The organism is Sulfurospirillum barnesii SES-3 (genome assembly GCF_000265295.1).
GTDB lineage: Bacteria > Campylobacterota > Campylobacteria > Campylobacterales > Sulfurospirillaceae > Sulfurospirillum > Sulfurospirillum barnesii.
Genome location: NC_018002.1, coordinates 2,421,204 through 2,434,392 on the forward strand (window position 1 = coordinate 2,421,204; position 13,189 = coordinate 2,434,392).

Annotated in this window: 13 protein-coding genes; 5 read left to right on the forward strand and 8 right to left on the reverse strand. The window is 39.4% G+C overall.

Annotated elements, in window-relative coordinates; translation table 11 throughout:
- Positions 1-51: 51 nt before the first annotated feature.
- Together SULBA_RS12190 and SULBA_RS12195 are read left to right on the forward strand one after the other, a co-directional pair.
- A complete protein-coding gene (locus SULBA_RS12190; RefSeq protein WP_014770599.1) occupies positions 52-909 on the forward strand; it encodes a biotin synthase in 858 nt (285 codons plus the stop codon).
- Between the two features lie 73 nt (positions 910-982).
- Positions 983-2,269, forward strand: coding sequence for a citrate synthase (locus SULBA_RS12195; protein WP_014770600.1), 1,287 nt, complete (start codon positions 983-985; stop codon positions 2,267-2,269).
- 44 nt (positions 2,270-2,313) lie between these two features.
- Here SULBA_RS12195 and SULBA_RS12200 read toward each other — a convergent pair whose 3' ends face one another.
- Genes SULBA_RS12200 through recA form a run of 4 tightly spaced genes read right to left on the reverse strand, consistent with a single transcriptional unit; the run spans position 2,314 to position 5,603 of the window.
- Entirely contained in the window at positions 2,314-3,024 is a 711-nt protein-coding gene (locus SULBA_RS12200) for an AMIN domain-containing protein (RefSeq protein WP_014770601.1), read from the reverse strand.
- Positions 3,025-3,034: 10 nt separating this feature from the next.
- Complete coding sequence (locus SULBA_RS12205; protein WP_014770602.1) at positions 3,035-3,301, reverse strand: septum formation initiator; 267 nt, start codon at positions 3,299-3,301, stop codon at positions 3,035-3,037.
- A complete protein-coding gene (gene eno, locus SULBA_RS12210; protein WP_014770603.1) occupies positions 3,298-4,569 on the reverse strand; it encodes a phosphopyruvate hydratase in 1,272 nt (423 codons plus the stop codon). The genes SULBA_RS12205 and eno overlap by 4 nt, the downstream gene beginning before the upstream one ends.
- A complete protein-coding gene (recA, locus tag SULBA_RS12215) occupies positions 4,566-5,603 on the reverse strand; it encodes a recombinase RecA (RefSeq protein WP_172634087.1) in 1,038 nt (345 codons plus the stop codon). Before recA ends, eno begins: the two co-directional genes overlap by 4 nt.
- Positions 5,604-5,730: 127 nt before the next feature.
- Between recA and SULBA_RS12220 the strand changes: the two genes are divergently transcribed.
- Genes SULBA_RS12220 through SULBA_RS12230 form a run of 3 tightly spaced genes read left to right on the forward strand, consistent with a single transcriptional unit; the run spans position 5,731 to position 7,668 of the window.
- Positions 5,731-6,627, forward strand: coding sequence for a menaquinone biosynthesis family protein (locus tag SULBA_RS12220; RefSeq protein ID WP_041671862.1), 897 nt, complete (start codon positions 5,731-5,733; stop codon positions 6,625-6,627).
- On the forward strand, positions 6,627-6,893 hold the full coding sequence (gene fliQ / locus SULBA_RS12225; RefSeq protein WP_014770606.1) for a flagellar biosynthesis protein FliQ: 267 nt from the start codon (positions 6,627-6,629) through the stop codon (positions 6,891-6,893). Before SULBA_RS12220 ends, fliQ begins: the two co-directional genes overlap by 1 nt.
- 1 nt (position 6,894) lies before the next feature.
- A complete protein-coding gene (locus SULBA_RS12230; protein ID WP_014770607.1) occupies positions 6,895-7,668 on the forward strand; it encodes a UDP-N-acetylmuramate dehydrogenase in 774 nt (257 codons plus the stop codon).
- Positions 7,669-7,699: 31 nt separating this feature from the next.
- On the opposite strand, the gene SULBA_RS12235 is transcribed toward SULBA_RS12230, so the two are convergent.
- Genes SULBA_RS12235 through SULBA_RS12250 form a run of 4 tightly spaced genes read right to left on the reverse strand, consistent with a single transcriptional unit; the run spans position 7,700 to position 13,176 of the window.
- Positions 7,700-8,464 (reverse strand): NYN domain-containing protein, encoded by a 765-nt coding sequence (locus SULBA_RS12235; RefSeq protein WP_014770608.1) that lies wholly within the window; start codon positions 8,462-8,464, stop codon positions 7,700-7,702.
- 48 nt (positions 8,465-8,512) lie between these two features.
- Entirely contained in the window at positions 8,513-9,517 is a 1,005-nt protein-coding gene (gene tsaD, locus SULBA_RS12240) for a tRNA (adenosine(37)-N6)-threonylcarbamoyltransferase complex transferase subunit TsaD (protein ID WP_014770609.1), read from the reverse strand.
- Complete coding sequence (locus tag SULBA_RS12245) at positions 9,514-10,260, reverse strand: M15 family metallopeptidase (RefSeq protein ID WP_014770610.1); 747 nt, start codon at positions 10,258-10,260, stop codon at positions 9,514-9,516. Before SULBA_RS12245 ends, tsaD begins: the two co-directional genes overlap by 4 nt.
- A 30-nt stretch (positions 10,261-10,290) precedes the next feature.
- Positions 10,291-13,176 carry a cache domain-containing protein gene (locus SULBA_RS12250; RefSeq protein WP_014770611.1) on the reverse strand — a complete coding sequence of 962 codons (2,886 nt, stop codon included), beginning with the start codon at positions 13,174-13,176 and terminating at the stop codon, positions 10,291-10,293.
- Positions 13,177-13,189: the final 13 nt, after the last annotated feature.

Genomic DNA, 13,189 nt, shown 5'->3' on the forward strand with positions numbered 1-13,189 from the left:
TTTTCTTCCAAAACCATCTCACCTATCTTTACATGTAAGGAAAAATACCTGATGAAAAAACCTATTTTTTTATGTTCTATTTGCAATATTTCCAGCGGAAGTTGTGCGGAGGATTGTGGGTTTTGTACCCAGAGTGCCCATCACAATGCCGATATTGAGCGCTACAAATACAAAGCCATTGAGCAAATTGTTCATGAAGCAAAATGTGCTTCAAGCAATGGTGCCCTTGGTTTTTGTTTGGTGACCTCTGGTCTTGGACTGGATGATAAAAAACTTGCCTTCGTGTGTGAAGCAGCCCGTGCGGTTAAACGTGAATTACCTCAACTTCTTTTAATCGCTTGTAATGGAACGGCGAGTGTTGAGCAACTCAAAGCCCTTAAAGAAGCAGGAGTCAATGCGTATAACCATAATTTAGAGAGTTCCAAAGAGTTTTACTCTAACATCTGCACAACCCATTCATGGGAAGGGCGTTATCAAACCTGTTTAAATGTCAAAGAGGTGGGGCTCTTTTTATTTACAGGAGGGATTGTGGGATTGGGAGAGAGTGAAGCGGATAGAGCCTCTTTACTCCAAAGTATTTGCGAACTCTCCCCTGCAACAGTACCCCTTAATTTTTACATCTCAAATCCTGCATTGCCTCTTAAAGCGACCCCTTTAAGTGAAGCAGAAGCGCTTGATATTATCAAAGAATTTAGAGCCAAACTTCCTAAAGAGAGTGTTTTAATGATAGCAGGAGGACGTGAACAAACCTTTAGCCCACACTGTGATATTTTTGCAGCAGGGGCGGATTCTATTATTATTGGAGACTATCTTACCACCAAAGGGGAAGCTCCGATGCGGGATAGAGCCATGATTGAACATTTGGGCTACACGGTTGCCACACTCTGTCAGCATGTGACACCTGCATAAATCGTTTCATACGAAATAAAATTTGCTATAATAAATCCTAATGTAAGTTCAATCGTTTTTAGAAAGGATACGTATGAGTAAAGATACTGTGACCCTTATTGACAATCGCACAGGTAAGGAATTTGAATTTCCCATTCTTAAGGCGACACTGGGTTCGGATGTGGTTGATATATCCTCTTTTTATGCCAATACTGGCATGTTTACACTGGATCGTGGGTTTACCTCCACCGCAAGCTGCCGTTCAAAAATTACCTACATTGATGGGGATATTGGTAAACTCATGTACCGTGGATACGATATTGCCTATCTAGCAACGAAAAAATCATTCTTAGATACAGCGTATTTGCTTTTACACAACGAACTGCCCAACAGAGAAGAGTATAAAAACTTTTTAATGGAACTTAAAAAGCGCTCTTTTGTGCATGAAAGTATGCGTAAACTCTTCGATGCATTCCCTGATAACGCTCATCCTATGGCCATTTTATCGGCAGCTGTTTCAGCCCTTTCTACCTTTTACTTTGACCATTTAGATATGGACTCCCCTGAGCAAGCTAAAGAGATGGCACATCGTATTGTGGCAAAAATTCCTACGATTGCAGCATTTTCCTACCGTTATTCACAGGGACTTCCTATTATTTATCCCGACTTAGACAAAGGCTTTACGGAGAACTTTTTATATATGATACGAGGGTATCCTCATCATCATATTGATTTAAAGCCTATTGAAGTTAAAGCATTGGATACGATTTTCACCCTGCATGCTGACCATGAGCAAAATGCCTCAACCACTGCTGTTCGTGTGGTTGCTTCTACACATGCACATCCTTATGCCGCTATTTCAGCTGGTATTGGAGCACTTTGGGGTCGTGCACATGGTGGAGCAAATGAGTCTGTGATTCGTCAGTTAGAATTAATTGGGAATGTTGATAATGTCGATAAATTTATTGCTAAGGCAAAAGATCCTAATGATCCGTTTCGATTGATGGGATTTGGTCATAGGGTCTATAAAAACTTTGACCCACGAGCAACCATCTTGAAAAATCTCCAAAAGCAGTTGGTGAATGACCTGTGCATTGACACAGAATTAATGGCAGTGGCACACCGTATTGAAGAAATTGCTTTAAATGATGAGTATTTTATCAAACGAAAACTCTACCCTAATATTGACTTTTATTCAGGACTTATTTTACAAGCGCTTAAAATTCCTAAAGAGATGTTTGCGGTTATTTTTGTGATTGGAAGAACTCCAGGATGGATTGCACAATGGATTGAGTTAAAAGAACAACCTGATATGAAGATTGCACGCCCTCGCCAGCACTATCTAGGACCTGTCGAGCGAACACCAAAATTTGATATTTAAACGCTCTTACATGTAAGGATATTTTTCCTTACATGTAAACTTTTTTATTTTAATTTAATGCGATACCCACCCTCAAATGCTTGTAAATCATAACGATAATGCCCATCCAATAAAATCGCTAAACGGTAAAAATCTTTATGCTCTCCAAGCGTAACGGAGACAAAGTGTGATTTTAAAAAGGGAAGCGTTTTTGTCGTAAAAGAGCGTACTCTTTTAAAATCAAGGACAATTTTATAGGGGTCTACCACTAAAAAATCACGGAGTTTGCTATCTTTCGTAAAAAGGATTAATTCATTTTCATCGAGTAAAAAAGAGATACCCTCTGCTAAAACCAAAGGTTTTTCACGCTTCTCTTGTATGGTTGGGGTAGGGGCAAGAAGAGATATTTTACTTTGAATCTTTTCAGTTGCCTCTTTAGAAAGAGTTGTACTAGATACAGGGGGAGTAACGGATACTTTCTCTTTCACAGGAATGCTATGGCTAAGGACTAAAGGATGATGCCAATCAACCATATGATGTAACACTTTTTCTTCATAGCCGATGGAGCCATCAATATTTTGAAAGCTAATGGTAACACTTTTTAAAATACGTGCGCTACTAGGAAGCGTAAAGGAGATGTTTTTAAACTCTTCAATATGCTCTTCAATATCCGTCATTTTACCGACATCCTCCGTAGAAGAGAGGCTCTTAAAAGGATTTTCTCTTGCTTCTAGCGTTATGATTAACACTAAAAAAAGCCAAAAAAATTTCTGCATTCACATACTCCTATCGATCAGGGTCTAGTTGACGCAACTCAAAATACTCTTTTTGTAAAATGGAATTCTCTTCTTTAAGGCTTTGAATCTTTTGGCTTAAGGTATCCTTGTCGGCTTGAAGATTTAAAAGAATATCTAAGGAGCTTTTTCCAAAAAGAACATCACCAATATAAAGACCAAAACCTATAACAAGGACAATAAGCGATAATAATTTTAAATAAAAGAGGGCTTTGCCCTCTTGTGGATTGTGTTCAAGTTCGTCTAAAACATCACTCATTTAGCAAAAAGTTTTGTTCCTATATACTCGCCATAAACGACTTCATTTTCAATCTCTAATAAACGATTATACTTTGCAGTTCGCTCACCACGTGCGGTTGCACCTGTTTTAATCTCACCTGCATTGAGAGCCACGGCAAAATCAGCAATAAACGCATCTTCGCTCTCGCCACTTCGATGGCTCATCACGCATTTATAATTGTTACGTTGGGCAAGACGTACCGTTTGCATGGTTTCCGTAACGGTTCCAATTTGGTTTGGTTTAATCAAAATGGCATTTCCAATACCTTTTTCAATTCCCTCCGCCAAAATTTTCTTATTGGTCACAAACAAATCATCGCCCACCAATTGTATTTTTGAACCTAATTTTTCAGTTAAAAGTTTCCAACCTTCCCAATCATCCTCACTCAAACCATCTTCAATAGAAACAATTGGGTATTTTGCGCAGAGATTTTCATAATATGTCACGAGCTCAGCACTGCTTAAAACACGATTTTCAGACGCTAATTTATACCCACCCTCACAGACAAGCTCACTGCTTGCCACATCTAAGGCGATAGCTATATCCACGCCTGCTTTGTAGCCTGCTTTTTCAATCGCTTGCATAATCACTTTAATCGGCTCTTCATTGTCTTTAAGATTAGGAGCGAAACCACCCTCATCTCCAAGAGCGGTACTCTCTCCCATAGAAGCAATAATTTTTTTCAGCTGATGATAGACTTCCACACATGATCTCAGTGCGTCTGAAAAATTCTCAAACTGAAGTGGCATAATCATATACTCTTGAAAATCAACACTGTTATTCGCATGGCTTCCACCGTTAATAATGTTAAACATCGGTGTTGGAAGCGTCATGGCATTGGCACCACCTAAATAGCGATACAAAGGTACATCTAAACTCTGAGCTGCCGCACGAGCGACTGCCATAGAGACACCAAGGACGGCATTGGCACCCAAACGGCCATAATTTTCTGTGCCATCAAGGTTTTTCATCGTTTCATCAATCACTGCTTGGTTAAACGGGCTTAAGCCAATGAGCTCATCCGAAATTTCTGTGTTCACATTTTCGCATGCTTTTAACACACCTTTACCCATATAGCGACTGTCCGCATCTCTAAGTTCCAACGCTTCTCGCTTACCAGTACTTGCACCACTAGGCACAATCGCACTGGCAACGGTACCATCACTCAATGTTACACGAGCACGAACGGTTGGGTTACCCCGACTGTCCAAAACCTCATCTGCATTTATATCTTCGATATAGATCATTCATCTTCCTTTATATCATCAACGCCACATGCCATCACCATGGCATTGCCACTGATGGCTTGTTTGATTTTTTCTTCAATTTCTAGGGCAACCGCCTTGTTTTCTTTTAAAAAGGCTTTGACATTTTCACGTCCTTGCCCCAATTTGGTTTCATTGTAACTAAACCACGCACCACTTTTATCGATAATATCGAGTTTTACACCATAATCAACAATTTCGCCCTCTTTAGAAATCCCCTCGCCAAACATAATATCAAACTCTGCTTGACGAAATGGAGGAGCCACTTTGTTTTTAATGACTTTGGCTTTCACTCTGTTACCAATTTGCTCTTCACCTTGCTTTAACGTCGCAATTTTACGTACATCAATACGTACAGAAGCATAAAATTTGAGTGCATTTCCACCCGTAGTTGTCTCAGGAGAACCATACCCCATCGTTCCAATTTTCATACGAATTTGATTAATAAAAATAACCGTGGTGTTCATTTTATGCACAACAGCAGTAAGTTTACGAAGGGCTTGACTCATAAGTCGTGCTTGAAGTCCTACATGGGTATCGCCCATATCCCCTTCAATTTCACTCTTTGGTGTCAATGCAGCTACAGAGTCAATAACAATCACATCCACCGCGCCACTGCGTGCAAGGGTTTCAACAATATCTAAAGCCTGCTCACCAAAATCAGGTTGTGAAACCAATAGGTTTTCAATATCAACCCCCAAATTCCCCGCATATTTAACGTCTAAGGCGTGTTCAGCGTCCACAAACGCACAGATGCTTCCTTTGGCTTGCGCTTCGGCAACGATTTGAAGTGATAGTGTTGTTTTACCAGAACTCTCAGGTCCATACACTTCAATAATTCTCCCCTGTGGAATGCCACCGATACCAAGGGCTAAATCTAAACCAATCGAGCCTGTACTAATAGAAGCAATAGGCTCAACCACCTTATCACCAAGCCTTACAAGTGCGCCTTTTCCAAACGCCTTATCAATCTGCTTTATCGCAAGTTCGAGAGCTTTTCTCTTATTTTCATCGATTTGCATGTGACCCCTCATTTCATAGTGTTATTATTTTATCATTTCGAGCTTGAAAAAGCCCTTTGAGGTGATTGTAGTCAAAAATAAATAAAGGGGCTCAAAATATTTCAATCTGCAATATGTTACAATGCAAAAAGATTTACATGTAAGGATTTTTGTGAAAACACTTAGCGTAGCGCACTCCCCCGATGCTGATGATATTTTTATGTATTATGCCATCAAATTTGGCTGGGTTGACACAGGGAATGTCTGCTTTGACAATATCGCTCTAGACATTGAAACCCTCAACGTTGAAGCCCTTAAAACTACCTATGACATTAGCGCCATTAGCTTTGCCTTGTACCCAAAAATTCGAAACGATTATGCACTTTTACGCACAGCGGTCAGCTTTGGTGAGGGCTATGGTCCCAAACTGGTGAAGAAAAAAGAGAGCACGCTCAAACGTAATTTTAAAGTCGCCCTAAGTGGGACGCACACCACCAACGCTCTTTTATTTAAAATCGCCTATCCTGAAGCACGTATTGTGTATAAAAATTTTTTAGAAATTGAACATGCTGTGCTTAGTGGTGAAGTAGATGCAGGGGTTTTGATTCATGAGAGTATTTTAGATTTTAGTGATACCCTTGTGGTCGAGCGTGAGCTATGGGATATTTGGAAAGAGTTAACCCCCAATAAAGAGCTTCCTCTGCCTCTTGGCGGTATGGCATTGCGCCGTTCTATGCCATTATTGCAAGCGATTCATTGTGAAAAAACGCTCATTAAAGCGGTTGATGTTGCCCATACGCATCAACAGCTTCTCTCCAAAATGTTGCTTGAGCGTAATCTGGTTCGGGTTGATGATGCGACGCTGAAAACGTATTTGGGTCTGTATGCTAACGCTCACTCCATCGAAATGAACGACCTACAATATGAAGCCATTGATACCCTTTTTGAACTTGGCTATCAGCATGGTTTTTACGACCAAAGCATCAAGGCAAAAGATTATCTTATTCCGCATGAATACGAAGCACTTAGGATGCGCTAATGGAAGCCAAACTCATTGGTTTAGGTGTTGAAACCTTTAAAATTGCTCTTTACCTCTCTTTACCCATGCTTTTAGCGGGAATGATTGCAGGTCTTTCCATTAGTATTTTTCAAGCGGTTACCCAAATCAATGAATCAACACTGAGTTTTGTTCCTAAAATTTTAATTACCATTGTGGTTGCTATTTTTACCATGCCATGGATGATGAACATGATGATAGAATTTACCACCCGCCTATTCGACATGATTCCTACGTTCATTTTTTAAGATGACAAAAACAATTCATTTTTCAAGCTATTCAAGTATTAAAATTGGTCCGAGCGTGGATGTCTTTCTTTTAGATTCACTGATGCCACTCCCTTTGGATTATCGCTTAATTGGTGGTGCAAACAACCTTTTAATCAGCCCAACACCTCCACCCCTTGCTATGTTGGACAAGTCTTTTGATTTCATTCGATTAGAAGAAAATGTGTTACATGTAGGTGGAGCCACACCCAGTGGTAAAATCCTCTCCTTTGCTAAAAAACACAACCTTGCAAGCTTTGAGCTGATGCAAAAACTCCCAGGAACCCTAGGCGGTATGGTTGCTATGAATGCGGGGCTTAAAGAGTGGGAAGTGTTCAATAACCTCCGTGCGATTCGCACTGAAAACGGATGGATAGAAAAATCTAAGATAAACCATGGCTACCGCTTTGCGAACATTGATGGCATCGTGTATGAAGCCACCTTTACATGTAACGAGGGTTTTGATGAAAGTCTACTAGCAATGTTTAAGCAAATGCGTGACAATCAACCTAAAGAGGCCAGCGCAGGCAGCTGTTTTAAAAATCCAAAAGGGCACTATGCTGGGAAACTGATTGAAGAAGCGGGATTTAAAGGCAAACGAATTGGCGCTATGATGTTTAGTCCCGTACATGCCAACTTTTTGGTGAACACAGGGGGTGGAACGTTTGAAGATGCACTGAAGCTCATCACGGAGGTGAAAGCAGAGGTTTTCAAGCGTTTTGGAGTGGAACTTGAAGAGGAAATTATTATCCTCTAGCGCTTTACATGTAAACATTCTAAACGCTATTTTACCTTTTCTGCACCAACGCATGAATCTGTTTTTTATCCTGTTTGCATCGATACGCAATAATATTTACCGTCCCTTTTCCTGCATATTTTGTCATTTCATACTTATCAGGAAATGCTTCAATTAATCGAGGTAATTTCTCAAATCCATACGTTCGAGGGTCAAAATCTGGTTTCGCTCTTTTAATAAAGGAACCAACCGAGCTCACATTTACAAAGCCATCATCATCTTGATACTTGTCAGATGCAATTCTTAAGAGACTATGTATTTCATTAATATCATCGCTTATGACTTTTTCATTCCCTTCGTTAGATGTTTTTTCATTGATGTCATCTTCTAAATTTTCTAGGAAAATAAACTCGTCACATGAGTTTTTAAAAGCTTCAGGAGTCTTTTTTTCACCAACACCCATCACATAGATACCTGACTCATGTATTTTAATGGATAGGGGCGTAAAATCACTGTCACTTGAGACAATCACAAAAGCATCGTAAATTCCCCGATGCAATAACTCTATCGCATCAATCACCAATGCCATATCGGTTGCATTCTTTCCTGCGACATAATCAAATTGCTGCTCAGCCTTAATCGCCAATCTTTTTATTTCACTCTCCCAGTGTTTAAGGCCCTCTTTTTTCCAATTGCCATAGGCTCTTTTGACAACGATACGTCCATGTGTAGAAATTTCACGAATGACATATTCAATTTTAGAGAGTTGTGTATTATCTGCATCAATTAATAATGCAATTTTTTGTAAAGATTTCATCGCATAACCTCCCTTGTCTCTTTATGGTTTACTCTCTAAAAATAATGTTCACGTATAAAACATATCTTTGGAGGAACTACGCACTTTTAAATCCTCTAAACGTACAAAAGCACCTTTCTTATACGCTTCCACACCACATCGACCAATCATCGCCGCATTATCGGAGCAAAACTCCATCTTAGCGGTGTGTAATAGCGCTTTTTTAGAAGCGCAAAAGCTTTCAAGCGCATCTCTTAAATAGAGATTTGCACTCGCCCCACCTACCACACCAAAGTGCTCCACTTTTCGCTCTTTATAGGCTTTTTTTATTTTTTGCATCAAATGCGCTACGGCTACACGTTGAAACGAAGCACAAATATCGCACAGGGTTTGCTCATCCATATTTTCTTGCGCCTCAATGCAAAGCCTCACTTGATTTTTAAGCCCTGAGTAACTAAACGCCAATAAAGAGGATGACGTACCTTGCAGAGGAATGGTAAAATCAAAGCGTTTAGCATCACCTCTTTTGGCATAACTCTCAATAACCGCACCCGCAGGATAAGCAAGTCCTAGCATTTTTCCTACTTTATCAAAACTCTCACCAAAGCTATCATCCATGGTGCTTGCTAGCAATTCAATGTGCTCTAAACTCTTTACATGTAAAAGCTGCGTATGCCCTCCAGAGACAAGCAAAACATCCATAGGAAAACGTGTTTCATCTTCAATGAACAAAGAGCAAATATGCCCTTTGAGATGATTAATCCCAAGCAAAGGAAGCCCCAGCGCTACGCTAAGTGCTTTTGCCATACTGACCCCCTCCACCAGAGTGACAGAAAGCCCTGGTTCGTTGGTTACAGCAATTGCTTTAAGCTCTGAAAAATAAACTTGAGTCTCTTCTAAAATCTTAGGCAATGTCACAGCATGCAGTCGTGCGGCAAGTTCTGGTACGACCCCACCGTACTTAGCATGTTCCGCGTCTTGAGAAATTTTTTTGTGAAATAAAAGCTTTTTATCATCAATGCGTGTGATGGCAATAGAGCTATCATCACAGCTACTTTCAATACTTAAAATCATGAGACAATCTTTATATGCCACGGCTCAAAACGCACTCCATCGCCATTGCCGATGGTATAACGCATGGAGACATAGGAGAGCTTTTGGAGCCTCCAGAACTCTTCTGTACGGGCAAAGTTTGCTGTAAAATTTTGATGCCCCCATCCTTTTTTACCGACATCAAAATCGCCAATAGAATGATACGAATACGCAGGAGGAACGAGAGAACGAGATGCCATGGTAACATTGCCATTTTCACTCTCAATTTTTTCAAGATGTAAACGTAACTGCTTCACCATACTGCGAACACCTGAAGTTAAAATGAGCGAATCTCCTATATCTTTCATAAGGCGCTCTAGAAGAGGGGCATAATCACCAAAAACATAATGCCCTGTGCCACCAATTTTCACCACTTCTTTTTTGTTAATCACGGCACTCATCTGATCAATGGTTCTGTGTCCATAAAACCCATACTTACGAGGGTCTGTATAAAAAACCTCTTCAATATAGGCAAGCTCTAAAGGGCTAAAAGGCTCAATTTTGGGATAATTTTTTGCAATTTTTAGTGTTTCATCTAACGAGATGAGATTGAAATTGGCATGCCCTATGGTGCGTTCTACTAAGGTAAGTTTTTTAAGAACCGATGCTAAAAGCAGTTGCTGCTCTTTACTAAGCCAGACATCTTCTGTCTCTAAGGTATCCGCATATGCTCCATTGCCTAAAAGACTTACGCCTAAAAATCCTAAAAAATCCCTTCGTTGCATAAAGACCCTATGTAATGATTTTATCTGTGATTATAACATGTGACGTTGGTTTTTCAACATCACTTCTACCGCATTCGCATCCACGGGCTTACTAAATAAATAACCTTGCATCAACTCACATCCGCTGCTGTGAATAAACTCTTTTTGGACTTTCGTCTCTACCCCCTCAGCCAGAACAACCAACCCCAAACCTCGTCCTAACTCGATAATTGTTCGAGCAATCGCTCGATCTTCACTGCTGTCCTCTAAATTTTGCACAAAGCTCTGATCAATTTTAAGTTTGGTAATAGGTAACTGCTTCAAATAGGCTAAAGAAGAGTGCCCTGTCCCAAAATCATCAATGGAAATATCCAATCCCAACTCACGAAAACGCTTCAAAAGTGCAATGGATTTTGTGGTATCTTTCATAATAAACCGCTCTACAATTTCCATCTCGATCCATTCTGCCTTACACCCACTCTCTTTAAGGCTTTGCAATATAAAATCAATTAAATGCCCAGATTCGAGTTGTTTACCTGCAATATTAATGGCCACTTTTCCTGGATGTAACCCTTTGTCATACCAGACTTTAAATTGTCGCATTGCTTCACGAATCACCCAATTACCAAGTTCAATAATCAATTCACTCTCTTCTGCAATATGAATAAAATACCCAGGTGCCGTCAAGCCTCTTTGAGGATGATTCCAACGCAACAACGCTTCAAAGCCTACAATCTCCCCTGTTTTAAGATTAACCTGCGGCTGATAATACAGAGCAAATTCCTCATTTTTTAACGCTTTATATAAACTTTTTTCCACTTCTAAATGCTCATTGGTCTCTTGATTCATCTCTTGATCAAAAAAGACATAACGGTTGCGTCCCTGAGATTTGGCTTTATACATCGCAATATCAGCATTTTTCAGCAATTTACTGGCGATGGCTCCATCATTAGGATAAACACTCACCCCAATACTCATGGTAATTCTAAAACTCTCGTTGCTAAAAATAAACGGTTCTTGAAATGCACCCACTAATTTTTTAATTGCCACAAAAATATCGTTAACATCCTTGCATCCATCCAAGAGCACAATAAACTCATCCCCACTTAAACGAGCTACCGTATCGGTCTCACGAACACTGTGTTGCATCCGTTTTGAAATGGTTTTTAAAAGCATATCCCCTGCATCATGCCCGAGGGAATCATTGATGGTTTTAAATTTATCAATATCCACAAACATAATGCCCAAAACCTTATTATCACGGCTTGCCTTTTTCATAGCCTGTGAAAGCCTGTCTTGCAGTAAATTACGGTTAGGAAGTCCTGTTAAAATATCATGTTCAACTTGATGCATCAAAAGTTTTTTCTGCTTTTTATTTTCCTCTTCCAATGCTTTTCGTGCCGTAATATCACGTACAGAACAGTGGTGAATCTTTCCTTGATTCATAAAAATAGTCGTCATAACCACGCTCAGCCATAAAAATGTTCCATCAAACGCTTGCGCATACCATTCAAACTTGTGCACGCCCTCTTTCGCAGCAATGGAGTTCATCCAATGTGACTTGTCACAAGAATTTTGCCCATCAGGCTGATAATCAGGCGATACCTCCGCTAAGGTCACATTGATGAGTTGCTTTTTATCCTTCGCTTTAAACATTTTCATAATGGCTTCATTGCAATCAATAAAGACACCCTCTTTTAAAAGCCAAATCCCATCAGCAGATTTTTGGTACAAGGTTTCAAACACCATTTTTTGTTCTTTAATTTGCTTATTGTTTAACAAAAGATGGTTTTCATAACGAGACAAAATGGAGCGTAATTTAACAGAGATGATAAACATTAATACGACAATAAGGGACATAATCACAACTGAGATAAGCACTAGATTGGCAATATTGGCTTGCATTTTTGTTTTGAGTATCTTTTCTTGTTCTAAAAATGCATTATTCTCTTCTAAAAGGTAGGTTCCCGTACCAATGACCCATTTAAATTGGGGGATAGGACGAATAAAAGAGACCTTTTGCCTGTCTTTGTCAATGGGATGATACGAAGCGGTGTAGTTCATAAAAAATCCCTCCGCAATTTGCTTTCCACCCTCCACAATATCACGAATGACAAACTGATCATTGACCACAACATCTAGTCTATTTTTGCCTATAAATTCATGGTTTCCATGAGAAATAGTATAACCGTCATAATCGTACGCAAAAATATAACCATACTCACCGTACTTTGTATTTAAAAGTACTTTTTGCGTCTCTTTTTTGATTTTTTCTAAAATGGTATCTTCGTAGCGTCCACTGATAATAAAAATATCCAGTGGAGCAAAATGCTTAGAATAGCCTATTTTTTTACGATAAACCTGTTCATGTGGATTTTTCCAACTCCATGTAGAGGCGTAAGCGGAGTATTTTTTTAAAGACTCAATAGAGTCTCTAATGATAAAATTTCCCTCACCATCTTTCATATTGATTAAATTCTTACCCTCAAGTGATTCATTCACACCATGCATAATGCATTTACCCTCAAAGTCAAAAATTGTATAATACCCACTCAAATCATTAAAAAAGCGTACATCTTTGAGTTTGGATTTAATATTTTCAATAATCTTTTCATGCGGTAACGAAGAGTTTTCATAGTAGGTATCCGACATAATTTTATACCCTAGGTTGACAATGTTTTCAACCTCTTCTTTGGCCTCATTACGCAATAAGGTCTCATTAACATTAATATAATCAATCAGTTTATCAATCCGCTCTTGGGCTTGAATTTTAGAGCGCTTCACATACGAAATACGTGCTTGTTCAAGAGAACGGACATAATCGGCTTGTTCAAAAGAAATCACCATTGCCAAAATAATTACAAAGGTAAGGAGTACGGCTATTACAGGCAAAAAAACAATCCATTTAACAATATTTTGTTTTTTTATACTTAACAATGGCTACTCCAAA